This window comes from Pararhizobium sp. PWRC1-1 (genome assembly GCF_049897905.1).
GTDB lineage: Bacteria > Pseudomonadota > Alphaproteobacteria > Rhizobiales > Rhizobiaceae > Pararhizobium.
On the sequence record NZ_JAFCXE010000003.1, the window covers coordinates 274982 to 292246 of the forward strand.

Annotated in this window: 18 protein-coding genes; 7 read left to right on the forward strand and 11 right to left on the reverse strand. The window is 60.5% G+C overall.

All coding sequences use genetic code 11. From position 1 onward, the window contains the following. Positions 1-87 precede the first annotated feature (87 nt). The 7 genes from ACP7E0_RS07240 to mscL all read right to left on the reverse strand — a co-directional run bounded on the left by ACP7E0_RS07240 (position 88) and on the right by mscL (position 6944). On the reverse strand, positions 88-1317 hold the full coding sequence (locus ACP7E0_RS07240) for a methyltransferase domain-containing protein (RefSeq protein ID WP_426123920.1): 1230 nt from the start codon (positions 1315-1317) through the stop codon (positions 88-90). After that, positions 1314-1877, reverse strand: a complete 564-nt coding sequence (locus ACP7E0_RS07245; RefSeq protein ID WP_426123922.1) for a dTDP-4-dehydrorhamnose 3,5-epimerase family protein — start codon at positions 1875-1877, stop codon at positions 1314-1316. The genes ACP7E0_RS07240 and ACP7E0_RS07245 overlap by 4 nt, the downstream gene beginning before the upstream one ends. Next, positions 1874-2959, reverse strand: a complete 1086-nt coding sequence (rfbG, locus tag ACP7E0_RS07250) for a CDP-glucose 4,6-dehydratase (protein ID WP_426123924.1) — start codon at positions 2957-2959, stop codon at positions 1874-1876. Before rfbG ends, ACP7E0_RS07245 begins: the two co-directional genes overlap by 4 nt. Continuing rightward, positions 2959-3729, reverse strand: a complete 771-nt coding sequence (gene rfbF / locus ACP7E0_RS07255) for a glucose-1-phosphate cytidylyltransferase (RefSeq protein WP_426123925.1) — start codon at positions 3727-3729, stop codon at positions 2959-2961. The genes rfbG and rfbF overlap by 1 nt, the downstream gene beginning before the upstream one ends. Positions 3730-4038: 309 nt before the next feature. Then, positions 4039-5031, reverse strand: coding sequence for a UDP-glucose 4-epimerase GalE (galE, locus tag ACP7E0_RS07260; protein WP_426123927.1), 993 nt, complete (start codon positions 5029-5031; stop codon positions 4039-4041). A gap of 94 nt (positions 5032-5125) precedes the next feature. After that, a complete protein-coding gene (locus tag ACP7E0_RS07265) occupies positions 5126-6292 on the reverse strand; it encodes a pyridoxal phosphate-dependent aminotransferase (protein WP_426123929.1) in 1167 nt (388 codons plus the stop codon). A 223-nt stretch (positions 6293-6515) separates the two neighbouring features. After that, positions 6516-6944 (reverse strand): large conductance mechanosensitive channel protein MscL, encoded by a 429-nt coding sequence (gene mscL / locus ACP7E0_RS07270; protein WP_426123931.1) that lies wholly within the window; start codon positions 6942-6944, stop codon positions 6516-6518. A gap of 240 nt (positions 6945-7184) precedes the next feature. Between mscL and ACP7E0_RS07275 the strand changes: the two genes are divergently transcribed. Genes ACP7E0_RS07275 through ACP7E0_RS07285 form a run of 3 tightly spaced genes read left to right on the forward strand, consistent with a single transcriptional unit; the run spans position 7185 to position 11528 of the window. Next, a complete protein-coding gene (locus ACP7E0_RS07275; RefSeq protein ID WP_426123933.1) occupies positions 7185-10685 on the forward strand; it encodes a PAS domain-containing hybrid sensor histidine kinase/response regulator in 3501 nt (1166 codons plus the stop codon). Positions 10686-10736: 51 nt separating this feature from the next. Next, entirely contained in the window at positions 10737-11165 is a 429-nt protein-coding gene (locus ACP7E0_RS07280) for a type II toxin-antitoxin system RelE/ParE family toxin (RefSeq protein WP_426123935.1), read from the forward strand. Between the two features lie 9 nt (positions 11166-11174). Next, entirely contained in the window at positions 11175-11528 is a 354-nt protein-coding gene (locus ACP7E0_RS07285) for a helix-turn-helix domain-containing protein (protein WP_426123937.1), read from the forward strand. Between the two features lie 7 nt (positions 11529-11535). Here the strand turns inward: ACP7E0_RS07285 and ACP7E0_RS07290 are convergent, their stop codons facing one another. Together ACP7E0_RS07290 and ACP7E0_RS07295 are read right to left on the reverse strand one after the other, a co-directional pair. Next, the gene (locus tag ACP7E0_RS07290; RefSeq protein WP_426123939.1) at positions 11536-12183 is read right to left on the reverse strand and encodes a response regulator transcription factor; all 648 of its coding nucleotides are present in this window, start codon (positions 12181-12183) and stop codon (positions 11536-11538) included. 84 nt (positions 12184-12267) lie between these two features. Beyond that, a complete protein-coding gene (locus ACP7E0_RS07295) occupies positions 12268-12705 on the reverse strand; it encodes a hypothetical protein (protein WP_426123941.1) in 438 nt (145 codons plus the stop codon). A gap of 133 nt (positions 12706-12838) precedes the next feature. Between ACP7E0_RS07295 and ACP7E0_RS07300 the strand changes: the two genes are divergently transcribed. Both ACP7E0_RS07300 and ACP7E0_RS07305 read left to right on the forward strand, forming a co-directional pair. Beyond that, a complete protein-coding gene (locus ACP7E0_RS07300) occupies positions 12839-13186 on the forward strand; it encodes a DUF952 domain-containing protein (RefSeq protein ID WP_426123943.1) in 348 nt (115 codons plus the stop codon). Continuing rightward, the gene (locus ACP7E0_RS07305; RefSeq protein WP_426123945.1) at positions 13183-14268 is read left to right on the forward strand and encodes a quinone-dependent dihydroorotate dehydrogenase; all 1086 of its coding nucleotides are present in this window, start codon (positions 13183-13185) and stop codon (positions 14266-14268) included. The genes ACP7E0_RS07300 and ACP7E0_RS07305 overlap by 4 nt, the downstream gene beginning before the upstream one ends. 178 nt (positions 14269-14446) lie before the next feature. Here ACP7E0_RS07305 and ACP7E0_RS07310 read toward each other — a convergent pair whose 3' ends face one another. Further along, the gene (locus tag ACP7E0_RS07310) at positions 14447-14950 is read right to left on the reverse strand and encodes a CAP domain-containing protein (protein ID WP_426123947.1); all 504 of its coding nucleotides are present in this window, start codon (positions 14948-14950) and stop codon (positions 14447-14449) included. A 1-nt stretch (position 14951) separates the two neighbouring features. Then, positions 14952-15218, reverse strand: coding sequence for a DUF6460 domain-containing protein (locus ACP7E0_RS07315; RefSeq protein WP_426123949.1), 267 nt, complete (start codon positions 15216-15218; stop codon positions 14952-14954). Between the two features lie 162 nt (positions 15219-15380). On the opposite strand from ACP7E0_RS07315, the gene ACP7E0_RS07320 reads away from it, so the two are divergent. Both ACP7E0_RS07320 and ACP7E0_RS07325 read left to right on the forward strand, forming a co-directional pair. Further along, positions 15381-16319, forward strand: coding sequence for a tetratricopeptide repeat protein (locus tag ACP7E0_RS07320; protein WP_426124128.1), 939 nt, complete (start codon positions 15381-15383; stop codon positions 16317-16319). Positions 16320-16523: 204 nt separating this feature from the next. After that, a complete protein-coding gene (locus ACP7E0_RS07325) occupies positions 16524-17156 on the forward strand; it encodes a YitT family protein (protein WP_426123950.1) in 633 nt (210 codons plus the stop codon). The last annotated feature ends 109 nt before the right edge of the window (positions 17157-17265 follow it).

Sequence of the window (17265 nt, forward strand, 5' to 3'; positions counted from 1 at the left end):
CTCAGCCGATCTTGATGCCAGGCGTATCGGTTTTCTTCACCGGCGCCTCGACGGCGACTTCCGGCAGATCGCCGGTAGCGCCTTCGGCTAAGGATGCACCGTCAGCGTCGGCACCGCTGTGACGAACTTGCCACCCCAATCGCTGATATACGAAAGCTGATGTCTGATTTCGGCTTGAAGGTTCCATGGCAGTATCACAACTCTTTCCGGTTTTTCGGCTTTGAGAAATTCTTCCGTGACAACGGGGATACGGCTGCCGGGAAGCAGGAGGCCTTGCTTGGCCGGGTTCTTGTCGACAACGAAGGACAGGAGATCAGGCTTGACGCCGGAGAAGTTGATCAGCGTGTTGCCCTTGGCCGCAGCGCCATAGGCTGCGACCTTCAGACCCTGGCGCCGGCACTCGATCAGAAATGTCAGGAATCCATCACGTACAGACTGCGCGGCCTCCTGGAAGTCCGTGTAGAAGCTGTCGTTCAGCATGCCGGCCGCGCGCTCTTCAGCAAGCACGGCAGCGACGGCGGGCGTCACCTCGTGCGTTCCGGTATCGCTACGCTGTCCGAACACCCGCAGGCTGCCGCCATGCCAGGGCGTCGTCTCGACATCAAAGACGGACAGCCCGTTGGCTTCGAAAACGCGGCTCACCGCTGTCAGCGACAGGTAGGAATAGTGCTCGTGATAGGCGGTATCGAACTGCGCCTCGCGCACCATATTCAGCAGGTGCGGAAACTCGAAGGTAGCAACGCCGTTTTCCTTCAGCAGACGTGCGAAACCGGCGACGAAATCGTTGATATCAGGCACATGGGCCAGAACATTGTTGGCGGCCGTCAGGTCAGCGGAACGGCCCTCTGCTGCGAGCCTTTCCCCAAGTTCCGCACCGAAGAATTCCTCGACGATCTCGATGCCCTTGGCGCGCGCGGCCGCAGCCGTGCTTGCGGTCGGCTCGATACCGAGGCAGCCGATGCCGCGCTCCCTGGCATATTGCAGCAGATAGCCGTCATTGGCGGCGGCCTCGACGATATGGGAAGCTTCGGTCAGGCCGAAACGGGCCTGCATGTCGGCGACATAACGCTTGGCGTGATTAAGCCACGAGGTCGAAAACGAGCTGAAATAGGCATAGCTCGAGGAAAAGAACGTCTCGCGTTCGGCAAAATCCTCGGTCTGCACGAGGCGGCATTCCTGGCAGCAGCGGATCACCAGCGGATACCACAGCTCCGGCAAGTGCCGCTCATCGGCATTGACGTAGGAATTGGAGGGTGGCGCGGTGCCGAGATCGAGGAAGGGCACCATATGCGTCGATCCGCAGTGACGGCATTTCATGCGGCTACTCCACGATAGTCCGGCGACAGCAAGGGATGCGCCGCATCACGCGGCGACAGGTTGGCGACCGGCAACGGCCAGTCGATGCCGAGTGCGGGGTCTTGCGGATTGAGCCCCCCCTCGGAAGAAGCCGCATAGGGCTCTGAATGGGCATAGATCATCCGCACATCATCGGTCAGTGCCTGGAAGCCATGCGCGAAACCCATGGGAATCAGCAGCGAGCAGGCATTGTCTTCGGACAGCTCGACGGCGAAATGCTGCAGAAACGTCGGCGATTGCGCGCGGATATCGACGGCAATGTCGAGCACCCGGCCGCGGGTGCACGTGACGAGCTTGATCTCGGCATGGGGCGGGCGCTGGAAGTGCATGCCGCGAACCGTGCCCTTGTGGAGCGTACCGGTCTCGTTCAGTTGTGCGATGCGCCCCTGCCAGCCGAAGGCCGCAAGATCTTCTTCGCAGAACAGCCGAGACAGAAAGCCGCGATCGTCCGACATGGTTCTGCGGCTGATGACCGAAAGCCCCTGAAGCGGCGTCGCGCGGGCCGTGAACCGCGCGCTCATCCGGCCGCCCGCAAAGGTTCGTCCTTGGTGGCAAGTCCGGCAAAATCGCGGATATCGCCAAGGCAGAGGTCAAGTGCTGCTTGTCCCTGCCCTTGCGCCCTATACCATTCCATCGTCCGCTTGACGGTTTCCGCCAGACGCCAGCGCGGCTGGTAGCCGAGATCGGCGCGTGCCTTGGCACTGTCAAGCACCAGGTAGCCCGCTTCGTGCGGACCATCCGTGCCATCACCAAGCACCATCGCGCCGCCACCAAAGTGGCGTTCGGCCATTTTGAGGACCGCCCCAACGGAGGCCGCTTCGCCGTGATCCGGTCCAAAATTGTAGCTCTCGATCCCGTCAGGCATAAGCCACAGACGCTGCGCCAATCCCATATATCCGCCGAGTGGCTCAAGCACATGCTGCCAGGGACGCACGGCGCGTGGACGGCGTACCTGCAACGTCTCGCCACCCTGCCAGGCTCTTACGGCATCCGGGATCAGCCGGTCTTCGGCCCAGTCACCGCCGCCGATGACATTGCCGGCGCGTGCCGTGGCAAGGCCGATCTTGCGGGCTGCAAAGAACGAGGCGCGGTAGCTTGCGGCGACGATCTCCGCGGCCGCTTTGCTGGCGCTGTAGGGATCGTGGCCGCCGAGCGGATCGCTCTCCATGAAGGCAAGGCCGGTCTCGGCGTTGTGGTAGACCTTGTCGGTGGTCACGACGACGATCGAGCGCACATCCTCCGACATCCGCAGGGCGTCCAGCAGATTAGCCGTGCCGATGACGTTGATATCGTAAGTCTCGGCCGGATTACGATAACCGGCGCGCACCAAAGCCTGCGCCGCCAGATGGAAGACGATCTGTGGCTTGGTTTTCAACACATGATGGGTAACGGCATCACGATCGCGGATATCGATGATGCCTGAGCCATCCATGCCGCCGCCGAGCAGCAGATGCAGCGAGGGGTCGGTCTGCGGCGCCAGCGACAGGCCGGAGACATCGGCTCCCAGTTCGCGCAGCCATAGCGTCAGCCAGCTGCCCTTGAAGCCGGTATGCCCGGTGACGAGCACCCGTTTTCCGCGCCAGAATTCATTTGTCATTGTCATCACCAGCTCTTCCAGGGTGGGGTGCCGCTCTGCCACAGGCTTTCAAGGTGGTTCTTGTCGCGCAGCGTATCCATCGGTTGCCAGAAGCCGTCGTGGAAATAGGCCTGCAACTCGCCCTCTCTGGCCAGTCCCATCAATGGATCGCCTTCCCAGCTTGAATGATCCGCGTCGATCCGGTCGATGACGCGAGGCGAAAGCACGAAGAAGCCGCCGTTGATGAAGCCACCTTCGCCTTCCGGTTTTTCGATGAAACCCTGGACTTCGGTGCCTTCCAGCTGCAGCGCGCCATAGCGTGCCGGCGGCCGCACGGCCGTCACGGTCGCCTGCTTGCCGTGGCTCTTGTGGAAGGCAATGGTCTTGCCAATATCGACATTGCTGACGCCGTCGCCATAGGTGAAGCAGAACGCTTCCTCGTCCTTGAGGTAGGACGCGACCCGCTTGAGGCGGCCGCCGGTCATCGAGTTTTCACCCGTATCGACCAGCGTGACGCGCCAGTTCTCGGCGCTCTGACGGTGAAATTCGATCGAGTTCTGCGACAGGTCAAACGTGATGTCCGACATGTGCAGGCCGTAATTGGCGAAATATTCCTTGATCATGTAGCCTTTGAAGCCACAGCAGATGATGAAGTCGCGCACGCCATGGGCGTAGTAGAGCTTCATGATATGCCAGAGGATCGGCCGCCCGCCGATCTCGATCATCGGCTTTGGCCGCAGATGTGTTTCTTCGGCAATGCGTGAGCCCAGGCCACCGGCAAGAATGACAGCTTTCATCCGCCCCTCCCGTTAAACGCAAAGACGATCGCAGGCGGTACCGGCGATGGCTTGGTGAGAGGAAGCAGAATTGCAATTGCCCAGCGATCCAGCAGAACTGGTGCCGTGCGGCGCCTTCGACTGCAGGGGCTCAGCCCTTGCGGTCATATGGTTTTTGAGGCGCGAAAACTCCATCATGCTCCGGGTCCAGTCAGTCTATTCTGACCGGTACCCTAGAGGGTGAAACTGTCGTCAAACTGGAGAGGCCGCCCGGCCTTGCGCTTGGCGACCCTACGTCAGCGTCAGAAAAGTACGGAACCGACTGTATTCTTAGAACGAATTTTTCCGCATCAGATGCAATTCCCAATCCAGCGCGCTGCGGATGATGCCGTTCAGATCGTCATATTGCGGCACCCATCCAAGCTCCTGCTTGGCCAGCGCCGGATTGGCGACGATCATCGCAGGGTCTCCTGCGCGCCGCTCGGAGAACGTCACTGGGAAATCCTCACCGTGCACCTTGCGAACGGCATCGAGCACTTCGAGCACGGAAAATCCGTGGCCATAGCCACAGTTGGCCGCTAGCGATCCGCCACCGGCGCGCATGCGCTGCAGGGCTTTCAGATGGGCCTGAACGAGGTCCCAGACATGGATATAGTCGCGCACGCAGGTTCCGTCCGGGGTGGGATAGTCGGTGCCGAACACACTCATCGACGAACGTTTGCCGAGTGCGGTGGCGCAGGCAACCTTTATCAGATGGGTCGCCGTTGCCGTCGATTGGCCGCTGCGTCCCTTCGGATCGGCACCAGCGACATTGAAATAGCGCAAAGCCGTGTAGGTGAAAGCATGCGCATTGGCGGTGTCGCGCAGCATGATCTCGGTCATCAGCTTCGACGAACCGTAAGGCGATTCCGGCTTGAGATTGACGCTCTCCGTCACCGGTTCCAGCACATCGGGTGTGCCATAGACCGCAGCCGTCGAGGAAAACACGAAATAGGGAATACCCGCTTCGACAGCGCTGGCGATCAGGCTGCGGGATTTGACCGTGTTGTTTTCGTAGTAACCGAGCGGATCGGCGACCGATTCCGGCACAACGATAGAGCCGGCGAAATGGATGATGGAATCGATGTCGTTGTCGGCAAAGATTTGCTGCATCAGGGCCGTGTCGGCAATATCGCCTTCATAGAAACGCGCTTCGGGTGCGATTGCCCAGCGGAAGCCGGTCGACAGGCGGTCGATGACGACGACCTGTTCGCCCGCATCGAGCAATGCCCAGACCATGTGGCTGCCGATATATCCGCCGCCGCCCGTTACCAATACCGCCATTGCCTGCTCCTGCGCTGTTCAAGTGAGCGGGATAAAACCCGTTCGCGACGCGATTCACAAGACTTATGTGCGATGCAATGCAGCCGAAGCTGCTTCAGAGCGCGGCGATATAGCCCGCCAGCCGTTCGGCCGCGATGGCGATCTGCCTGGGATCACGCAGAAAACAGGCACGCATGAACAGCGATCCGCCCTCGCCGAAGGCGGTTCCGGGTGCGAGACCGACACCGGTCTTGTCGACGATATCCAGCGCTGCGCGCCGGGCATCGGTGACGCCATCGATCTTCAGGAAGGCGTAGATCGCGCCGTCCGGCTTCAACGTCTGCACCCGGTTGGTGGCGATCAGCGCGTCGCAGAGCAGGTCGCGTGAACGGGTGGCCTTGGCAACGTTTTCCGCGACGAACGCATCGCCCTGGTCAAGCGCCACCAAGGCCCCCGCCTGGATGAACTGAGCCACGCCCGATGTCGAATACTGGATCAGGTTTTCCAGCACCTGGCCGATCGCCGGCGGCGCCACGATCCAGCCGGCCCGCCAGCCGGTCATCGACCAGTTCTTCGAAAACGAATTGACGAACAGGATGCGCTCGTCCTCTTCCATCACGTCGAGGAAGGACGGGGCGCGGGCGCCATTGTAGGAATAGAGCGCATAGATCTCGTCGGCGATGATCCACAGGCCGTGTTTGCGCGCCAGTGCCAGAATGGCTTTCAGGTCGTCATGCGTGGCCGTCCAGCCGGTTGGATTGGAGGGCGTATTGACGAACAGAGCCCGCGTCTTTTCCGTTATCGCGGCTTCCAGCCTGCCGATGTCGAGCTGCCATTTGCCGTCCTCGAAGCTCAGCGGCACGGCGACGGCGCGCACGCCGGACAATTCGGCGCTGGCGGCAAAGTTCGGCCAGGCCGGGGTCAGGAACACCATCTCGTCGCCCGGCGAGGTCACGGCCTCGATGGCAAGCTTGATGGCCTGCATGCCGGAACCGGTCACATAGAAATTGTCCGGCGACAGCGTTTTGGCGAAATGCCGCTGGTAATAGCGCGACAGCGCCTCGCGTAATGTCGGGATTCCGCGCTGCCAGGTGTAGAAGGTCTCGCCGGCTTTCAGCGAATCCTGGGCCGCTTGCGAGATGAAATCCGGCGTCGGCAGATCACCCTCGCCCACCCAGAGCGGAATGAGCCCGTCGCGCCCGCGCGCATAATTCACCAGTTCGACAATGCCGCTTTCAGGGGCAGAAAGCGATCGGGGGCTGAGGCTGGCAAGTATGGTCATCGGCGGGCTCCTCGCGCATAACCCCGAAAATTGGAACCGATTTTCGGGGTTATGCGCAGCTAAAAAATACTAGAGCACCTTTTGCGCGCCCAATTGGGCGCGCGGCGCTCTAGTTGCCCGCCGCTTCTAGCTGTTTTTCACATCACGATCACGCGATATTCGGTGACTGATTTATCGATTCTGGTGATGTATCGACACCGGCCTGACGATCGCGAAACGCGTCTTATACGCGCTGTGTTTTCAGGAGATCGCGGATTTCGGTCAGAAGTTGAACATCCACCGGTGGCGGTGCTGCCGGCTCTTCGTTCTTCTGCTTTTCCAACGAAACGCGCATCTTGTTGACGGCCTTGACCATCAGGAAAATGATCCAGGCGAGAATGAGGAAGTTGATCACCACGGTCAGAAAGTTGCCATAGGCAAAGACTGCGCCCTGCTCGCGTGCCGCAGCAAGCGAGGTCGCCGTTACTGTGCTGGAGAGCGGGAAGAAGAAATTGGAGAAATCGAGGCCGCCCGTGATGGCGCCGATGACCGGCATGATGATGTCGCCGACCAGCGAATTGACGATCAGCGTGAACGCGCCGCCAATGATAATACCGACCGCGAGGTCCATGACATTGCCCCGGGCAATAAACGCCTTGAATTCATTTATCATTACTCTCTCCTTGTCTAAGACCGAAACCAGCTGCGTCTGCCTGTTCCTACGCAACCGGGTACAGGCTGGATGCTAACCGAAATCAAAATCATGTAAATCACGCAATCAAAATTAGCCTTGCATATATCGATCGCGGTTCCCTGAAAAAGAGTTGCCGTTTCTTTGACTTAAGGCTTAGAGCGGCCCGATTTTCTTCGCCTCCGTCTTGTCCTATGCTCTGGTGGAGGACAAGGAGGGGCCATGCTCTCGGGCTCGATCATTTTCGCCGCGGCCTTCGGCTACCTGTTGCTGCTGTTTGCAGTGGCAAGCTACGGCGATCGCAAGGCGCGCAAGACCGATCCTGCCGGAAGAGGCAGGCCGCTGGTCTATGCCTTGAGCCTGGCGATCTATTGCACCTCCTGGACTTACTTCGGCGGTGTCGGTCTTGCTGCCGAACGCGGATTGGAATTCACCGGCATTTATATTGGCCCGATCCTGATGTTCACCATCGGCCTGCCGGTCATCCGCCGGATCATCGCGCTCGCCAAGGCTGAAAAACTGACCTCGGTTGCCGATTTCATCGCCGCGCGCTACGGCAAGAACCCGATGGTTGCCGCCATCGTCGCGCTGATCTCGCTGATCGGCGCTATCCCGTATATCGCATTGCAGTTGAAGGCGGTCTCAAGCTCGGTATCGGCGATGGTCGATACCAGCGGCTATGGCATTGGTTCCGGCCAGGATTTCATCGACCTGCCGCTTTTGGTGACGCTGTTCCTTGCCTGCTTCGCCATCGTTTTCGGCACGCGCCATACCGATGCAACCGAGCATCAGGACGGGTTGATCCTGGCGATCGCCATGGAATCAGTGGTCAAGCTTTTGGCTCTGGTCACCGCCGGGATCTATGTCGTGTTCTTCCTGTTCGACGGCCCGAGCGACCTGTGGGCCAAGGCCCTTGCCAACCAGCAGGTGATGACGGCGCTGCACTATCAGACACCGCTGCCGCGCTGGATCCTGCTCATCGTCCTCTCCGCCTTTGCCATCATCATGCTGCCCCGGCAGTTCCATGTGACGGTGGTCGAGAACCGAACGGAAAAGGACCTGCGCACCGCAGGCATCCTGTTTCCGATCTACCTCGTCGCCATCAACCTGTTCGTGCTGCCTGTGGCAATCGCCGGCGTGCTGACCTTTGCCGGCAGCGGCGATGCCGACCTCTATCTTCTGACGCTGCCGCTTGCCGCCGACATGCCGGTACTGACCATGATCACCTTCATCGGCGGATTTTCCGCAGCGACGGCCATGGTCATCGTCGCGTCCGTGGCGCTGTCGATCATGATTTCCAACGACATCATCATGCCGGTGTTCCTGCGGCGCAACCTGATGGGCCGTGGTGGCTCGCAGGATGTGGCCGGCACCTTGCTCAACGTCCGGCGCACGGCGATCTTCGTGGTTCTGCTGCTCGGTTACGCCTATTATCGCTCCGCCGACATGAGTGCCGGTCTGGCCTCGCTTGGCCTCCTCGCCTTCGCCGCCATCTCGCAGATGGCACCGGCCTTGTTCGGCGGTCTTGTCTGGCGGCAGGCCAATGCCCGGGGTGCCATTGCCGGCATGACGCTCGGCTTTATCGTCTGGGCCTATTTGCTGTTTCTGCCGAGCCTTGGCGGACCGGACAATTCGCATGTCGCGACAACCGTGCTCGGTTTCCTTTTCCCCTTCACCTCCGTGTTTTCCGGTCCCGAGGCCGATCCACTGGTCAATGCCTCGGCGCTGAGCTTGTTGGTCAATGTGATGGCTTATGTCATCGGCTCCCTCACCCGGGCGCCAAAACCGCTGGAGAGGCTGCAGGCCGGCGTGTTCATCCGCCGCAAATCGCGCACCGAAAAGGCGTTTCGCGGCCGCAAGACCAAGATTACCGTGCTTGACCTCAAAACCACGATTGCCCGCTATCTCGGTCAGGAACGGATGCAACGCTCCTTCCAGACCTATGAGCGTCAGTCGGGCCGCTGGCTGGAGGATCACCTGCCAGCCGATATGGGGCTGATCCATTTTTCCGAACAGCTGCTCGGCAGCGCGATCGGCTCTTCCTCGGCCCGGCTTGTCTTGTCGCTGGTGCTGCAACGGCTGGACGACACCTCGTCGGATACCGCCTGGCTGCTCGATCAGGCATCGGAGGCGCTGCAATACAATCAGGATATGCTGCAGACGGCGCTGTCGCAGATGGATCAGGGCATCGCCGTCTTCGACAGTTCCAACAACCTGATCATCTGGAACCGCCGTTTCCGCCAGCTGCTCGACCTGCCGGAAACGGCCGGCCAAGTCGGCTTCCCCTTAGCGGATATCGTCTCGATGCTGACCCAGCGCGGCGATATCCGCAGGGGAGATGGCAAGCGGCTGATTGCCAACTTCCTGACGCTCGACAAACCCTTTCTGCTCGAACTGTCGGGCGGCGCGCGGATCATCGAGGTGCGCACCAATGCCATGCCCGACAAGGGCATCGTCACCACCTATACCGACATTACCCAGCGCGTTGCGGCCGACATGGCGCTGAAACAGGCGAACGAGACGCTGGAACTGCGCGTTGCCGAGCGCACCGGCGAACTCACCCGCGTCAACAAGGAAGTTGCCGAAGCGCGTGCTGCTGCCGAAGAGGCCAATATCGGCAAGACGCGCTTCTTCGCCGCCGCCGGCCACGATATCCTGCAGCCGCTGAATGCCGCCCGCCTCTACTCGTCGTCACTGGTCGAACGTCTGGGGGAATCGGAAAACAGCATGCTGGTGCAGAACATCGATTCGTCGCTGGAATCGGTCGAAACCATTCTCGGCGCCGTTCTCGACATCTCCCGGCTCGATACCGGCGCAATGAAGCCGCGCCTGCAATCCGTACCGCTCAACGACCTGCTGCGCCGCATCGAGACCGATTTTGCGCCCGTCGCCCGCGCTGCAAACCTCAAGCTTACCGTCATGCCGACCTCGTTGACGGTGCGCACCGACCCCAACCTCTTGCGCCGCCTGGTGCAGAACCTCGTCTCCAACGCCATCAAATATACGCTGACCGGCAAGGTCCTCGTCGGTGTGCGCCGCGAGGGCGGCGATGCGGTCATCCAGGTGCTCGATTCCGGCATCGGCATCCCGGCATCCAAGTTCCGCACGGTTTTCAAGGAGTTCGCCCGCCTCGACGAAGGCGCCAAGACCGCTGCAGGCCTCGGGCTCGGCTTGTCGATCGTCGACCGCATCTCGCGTGTCCTCAACCACAGTGTCGATCTTCAATCCAAACCCGGCAAGGGCACGCGCTTCCGCGTCCGGATGCCGATCGACCGCACGGCCGCCGGCGGCGTCAAGGTCACCGCATCCGAACCCATTCGCACCGCCGAGCCGCTGCACGGTCTGCGCGTACTCTGCATCGACAATGAACCGCTGATCCTGGAGGGTATGAAGCTGCTGCTGGAGGGCTGGGGCTGCAATGTGACCATCACTCCCTCTCTCGACATCTGGCAGCAGAGCCTGACAGACCATGACCTGCGCCCGGACGCGATCATTGCCGACTATCACCTGGATGATGGTACCGGCATCGACATGATCCAGGCCATCCGGCTCTATTTCGGCACCGACATCCCGTCGCTGCTGGTCACGGCCGACCGCTCTCCGGAAGTGCGTGCCAGCGCAGAACGCGACGGTATCACCCTGCAAAACAAACCCGTCCGGCCGGCCTCGATGCGCGCTTGGCTGACGCAGCTGTCGGTCTCGATGAAGGCGGCGGCGGAGTGATGAAATTAGAGATTTCTTTTTATAGCAATAACACTATAATTGGGTAGTGAAATGACGTCTGATGATGCCGTCGATATCAAAGAAGTCGTTTTCCTGTCGCGGCGTGTTGAAGAAGACTACTTGTCTCAACCGCTCGACGTGGTGGAAGCATTCGATGCCCGGATAACCGCCGTGCAGAACCTTCCGCGCTTGCCCGCAAGGCATCATCAGGCGCTATCGGGGAATGCGAAGGGGATCGAAGAACTTCGCTTATTCCACGACAGCAACACCTACCGAACATACTATCTTGCGAATTACGACGAGGTGGTGATCCTGATCGATGCAGGTATGAAGAAGTTAAAAAAGGGCAGTGAAATTCCGGCGGAACAGGTTGCTCGTCTCTTGGAGAGAAAACGTCAGGCAGACCAGTTTTATGCCGAAAATCGGACATTGCTACGCGAACGTTACAATGCGCGGCGAAAACGAAGAGAATTGGAATAGGCAAAGACAATGACGGACCCTGCAGCTGGACCGACCAAATTGGGAAGCGGGAACTATCTCAAGGACCGCGGCTATAGCGACCCTGCAGAAATGCGGGTCAAGTTTCTGCTTTCAAATGAGATTGCTCTCGCTATCGAGGACAAGGTTCTGAGCCAGAAAGCCGCTGCGGAACTGACCAACCTGAAGCAGCCGGATATCTCAAGAATCGTCAACGGCAACGTCGGTGACTACTCTGTTTGGAGGCTCATGCGCGCGCTGTCCCTGCTCGGCAGGGACATCGTCATCGACATCCAACAATCGGGCCAAGAGCGAGGCGATATAAACACAAATATCGCCCCCGCAAAGCAGGCGGCGGGACGTTAGGCTGCTCCTACGCCACCACAGCCGAAATCTTGCCCAGTTGAATGACCGCCTGCGTGCGGCTATCGACGTTGAGCTTCAAGAGAATGGCCGAGACATGCGCCTTGATGGTCGCCTCGGAGACGCCGAGTTCGTAGGCGATCTGCTTGTTGAGCAGGCCTTCGGCAAGCATGCCGAGCACGCGCGACTGTTGCGGGGTGAGCGTTTGTAGCCGGTGCAGCAGTGCCGCCACTTCCGGCTCGTGCTCCATGCCGCGCTGGAAGCCCGGCGGCGTGAAGATATCGCCGGCCATGACGGTATCGATTCCCTGGCGGATTTCGTCGATGCCGGCGGATTTGGACAGGAAGCCGGAAGCGCCGAGTTCAAGCGCGCGCTGGATGGTTGCCGGATCGTCGTGGGCCGAGACGATCATGACAGGCAGGCTCTGGAATTCGGCCCGAAGCGCAATCAATCCCGAAAGCCCGCTGACACCCGGCATCGTCAGGTCGAGCAGCATCAGGTCTGCCGACGCATTGTCGATCGCCGCCTGCCGCGCCGAGGTGAAATCGCCGGCCTCGATGATCGCCGGGTTGCCGGGCATGCCGCTCAAGGCTTGGCGCATGGCGCCGCGAAACAGCGGGTGATCGTCCGCAATGATGATGGTCAATCCTGACGTCATGACGCTCCCTCCCAAGAGTACGGCCGCAAGGCCCGTCACGGCGGAAAAATCCTCCAATTCGTCCGCTGTGCCGTCCAGATCCGGTCAGGTCTTCTGAGGCACGTCCTCCGTCTTGTCAGACGGCGGCTTTTCCTCGCTTTCCAGATCTTTTACAATTCCCATGAAACTGCGCATCATTCTTTCCATGACGCCCATCGTCTGGTCAATCTCTTCCTTCGTCGGAAGCCTTGGTTTGATGCCTAACGGGCCTTCCGACGCTGCCTTTTCCAGAGTTTCCACCCGCTTGGTCAGCAAATCGAGTTCCAGCTCGAAGGCCGTGCGCTCGTCGGCCGCCATCCGGCAGACGATGTCGCCGTTCTTTTCCTGGCAGAGCGAGACCTCGCCGGTCTGCGTATCCAGCCGCGCTATGCCGCTGTCGGTCTTCTGCATGGCATAACGCCCGGGCGCCGGCTCCTGCGCCAAGGCGGCAAACGCCGCAAACACGCCGCCAAGGGTTACCACCGGCATCAGCATCCTGTTCATCGCATTCTCCTTGCTCAACAAAAATCCGTCGATCGCCAAAAATCAGGCTTCCGCCCCGCTTGCCGGTGGACATTCGCAGAAGATTGCGGCAATCCCGCAAAGGATATCATCCACGCTTTCAGGAAACGGCGGCATGCGTAGCATTATCTATAAAATCGTTCCGGCAACTCTATGGCAGGATGCGCGCGAAAGCGGAGAATTCAAGGGCGCTCCGATCGATCTGACCGATGGTTTCATGCATTTTTCGACCGCGGATCAGGTAAAGCAGACCGCCGCCCTGTATTTCGCCGGTCAGGACGGCCTGCTGCTTGTCGCCGTCGATGGCGAAAAGCTGGGCCAAGCGCTGGTGTACGAGACATCGCGCGGTGGCGCTTTGTTTCCGCATCTCTACGCCGCCTTGCCGCTCGATACGGCCATCTGGGAAAAGCCGCTGCCGCGCGGCGCTGATGGCAACCATGTCTTTCCGGAGCTTGACCAATGATCGACGTCTTCCAGTCGCTGGCCCGTCATGGCCTTTTCCTGCTTGATCCGGAGGCTGCCCACGGCCTGTCGATCAAGGGGCTGAAGACCGGTCTCGTTCCGGCCTGCGCCGCCCCCGCAGACCCCCGCCTGGCGCAGACCGTCGCCGGCCTCACCTTTGCCAACCCAATCGGCCTTGCCGCCGGTTACGACAAGAATGCCGACGTGCCTGAAGCGCTGCTGAGACTTGGCTTCGGCTTTACCGAGATCGGCACCGTCACGCCGAAGCCGCAGGCCGGCAACGACAAACCGCGCATCTTCCGGCTGGTCGAGGACGAAGCCATCATCAATCGCCTCGGCTTCAACAATGAGGGTCATCAGGCCGCACTCCAGCGCCTCAAGGCCTGTGATCGCAAGGCGATGATCGGCGTCAATATCGGCGCCAACAAGGACAGCATCGATCGCATAGCCGATTACGTCACCGGCATCCGCACCTTCTACGGTGTCGCCCGCTATTTCACCGCCAACATCTCCTCGCCGAACACACCGGGCCTGCGCGACCTGCAGGCGCGCGAAAGCCTCTCGGCGCTGCTCTCCGCCGTCCTCGCCGCCCGCGATAACGAAGCCCAAAAAGCTGGTATCCACGTGCCGGTGTTCCTGAAGATCGCGCCCGATCTGACCGAAGAAGGCATGGACGATATCGCCGCCGTGGCGCTGGCGCATCATCTCGACGGCCTGATCGTCTCCAACACGACACTGTCGCGCGACGGGCTCCGCGACCAGCGGCAGGCCAAGGAGAGCGGCGGCCTTTCCGGCAAGCCGCTGTTTGAAAAATCCACCATCGTGCTCGCCAAGATGCGCAAGCGCGTCGGCCCCGATCTGCCAATCATCGGTGTCGGCGGCGTCTTCTCCGCCGAAACCGCGGCGGAAAAAATCCGCGCCGGTGCCAATCTCGTCCAGCTCTATTCCTGCATGGTCTATGAAGGGCCACTACTGCCGGGCAAGATCGTCCGCGGCCTGTCGGCGCTTTGCGACCGCGAAGCGCTGACCTCGATCAGCGACATCCGCGGCAGCCGCACGGATTATTGGGCGTCCAAAGCGTAACTTCGATCCGGGGACCTGCAACTTAGCTTCAGCTCTGGCACCTACTCCCCTCCGTCATGTCAGCCCTTGTGGCGGGAATCCAGTGCGTTCAAGTCCTTGAACGCAAAAGACTCCTTTCACGCGACAGACGTCGCGTGGCTGGATTCCTGTGACAGGCACAGGAATGACGAAATCCTGATCAGCCGGTCGAGAGCACCATGGCCCAATAGGGCCGGTTTCCGGAAGCGGGGTTGCGCATCACGGCGACGCCGAGGCCACTATAGTTCGGGCCCAGCATGTTCTCCAGGTGCTTGGGCGAATGGAACCAGGCGGCATAAGCCTTTTCGGCGCTGTCCTGGCCCATGGCGATGTTTTCGGCTGCAGGCAGCGCCACGCCGCCGCCCTTCATGCGCGACAGGAAACTGTCGCCCATGCCGATCAGGTGCGACATCTTGCCGGCCTTGGCCATGCGGGAGGCCTGCGACAGGGCTGCCTGCGCTGCCGCCGGATCGCGGGCCAGCGGCTTCAGGCCCTTTTGTTTTCTAAGCGCGTTGATATAGCCGAGCGTGGCATCGGTCTGGTCGCTGCCATTGCCGCTCGGTTTCACCTTGGGCGTGCCGCAGCTGGCGAGCACACCGATCGAAAGCAGGGCACCGGCCCGCAGGAACGTCCGCCGGGAGGCCGTGAAATTCTGATCGTGCATGTTACCGCCGGTAGCTCAGGACGCGCAGGATGATGAAGACCGGGATCACCACGGCCGCACCGAGCAGCAGGTAATCGCCGACGCGGCCAAGGGCTGCGAAGCCGGAATGCCAGAGATCGAGGATGAAATCCCGAACCGTGTAGAAGATGCCATAGGGTGTCCAGCCGAAAACGGCCATGACAAAGCCGACGATGACCGAGACCACCAACAGCTTGACGAGCACCCGAAGGGGCGAATCGCCCAGAAACCTGTTCACTCCATCGGCCATGGCCCATGATTCTCCTGTTTTTCTTCACATAGGCCGCCATGGCCCCTGCCGCAAGCCGTCAACATTGCCGTCAAATCGCCGCTTGCCATTTCTACAGTCGCACGCGACAAGCGCGTGAAGCCCAGACCGCCGATCGGCGGCGCGCAATCGAGACCCGGAACCATGTCGCTCAACCAGCTTTCCTCCGGCGATCTCATCGCCGACCGCCGCGCCGAATATGCCCATATGCTTGCCGATAGCGGCGATCATGCGGATGCAGCCGATCTGATGACCCAGGCGCTGGAGCTTGTGCCCGATTGGGCGGCCGGCTGGTTCCGCCTTGCCGACTATGAGGAGAAATCCGGCCGCAAAGAGGCGGCGATCGCGGCCTTGCGCAAAGTTCTTACCCTCAACCCGGACGATATCTTTGGCGCCGGCCTGAAACTTGCCCTTCTCGGCGGCGCCGAAACACCCGATCAGCCATCGAGCCTCTACGTCGCGCAACTGTTCGACGACTATGCCGACCGCTTCGACAAGGCACTGGTCGAAAAGCTGGATTATACCGTTCCGGAAAAGCTGGCGGGGCTGATTACCGGCCACACCGGCGAAGCGCGGTTTGCCAATGTCATCGACCTTGGCTGCGGCACCGGCCTGTTCGGCGAGCGCATCCGGCATAAGGCAGATCGGCTGGAAGGTTTCGACCTGTCCGGCAACATGCTGGCTAAGGCAGAGGTCAAGGGCCATTATGACCATCTGGCACAGGCGGATCTTTCGCTACCGCCGGAAACATCCGGGCTATTCTCCGAGATGCCAGACCACCGCGCCGATCTCGTCAGTGCCGCCGATGTGCTGATGTATCTCGGCAATCTCGACAGCGTCTTCGTCATTGCTTCACAGCTCGTGACCAGCAAGGGCCTGTTTGCCTTTTCCGTCGAGGATTCGGACGCCGGGGGCGATTTTATTCTGCGGCCGTCGCTGCGCTACGCCCATTCGGAAACCTATATACAGGGCCTCTGCAAGCGCTTTGGCTTTGATATTCTCGCGGTCAGCAAAACCGCCATTCGCAATGATGGCGGTAAACCGGTCTTCGGCATTCTGTTCCTTACGCGCACATCGGCTTAAGCGCAGTTTTCTTGCGAAGTTGAAATAGGTCAGCATTGCTTACATATTTCGCTTGATTGCAACAGGCGGATTCCCGATAATTGCTGCACCGCACACAGGCGCCACGGTCGAAAGACTGACGGCGCACATGCACCTTCATTCATTCCTTTCACGGCCGTTCGGGGTTTACTCGGGCGCCGCCTGGCCGTCTTCGGAGATCGCGACATGAGCATCGTCAATGCCCTTGGCTTCTTGAACACAAGCGCGACGCGTCACACACCCGTCGAGGACGTGCAGGGCATCTTTTCAGGCAGCCTCGTCGCGGCCCTTGGTCTCTATGTTCTTGCCAGCGCAGGCCTTTTGACCGGCAGCACCGCCGGTGTCGCATTCCTCTTGCATTATGCGCTCGGCATCAATTTCGGTCTTGCCTTCTTCGTGCTCAACCTGCCGTTCTTCTATCTGTCGTGGAAGCGCCTCGGCATGGCCTTCACCGTGAAGACCTTCATCGCCATCGCCATTACCTCAGCTCTGACCAACGTTCAGGGTCAGGTGTTCCAGATCGCCAGCATTCATCCTGCCTGGGCGGCCCTGCTCGGCGGTCTGCTTTTGGGTTACGGCGTTCTGGCGCTCTATCGCCACCGCGCCAGCCTTGGCGGCGTCGGCATTCTCGGCATCTACATGCAGGAGCGTTTCGGCATCCGCGCCGGCCTGGTGCAGCTTGCCATCGATCTTTGCGTGTTGGCCGCCGCCTTCTTCGTCACCACACCACCGGTCGTGTTCTATTCGGTGCTCGGCGCCGTCGTGCTCAATCTGTTCTTGACGATCAACCACCGCGCCGACCGCTATATCGCTTTGTGACGACATCGGTCTCTCAGGCGGGGAGACTGATCGAGCAAGGCAAGGTAGCGAGGGGCATGCAGGTTTGGCAACGAACCTGCCGGCCGCAGCATGGGCAGCACTGGCTGCC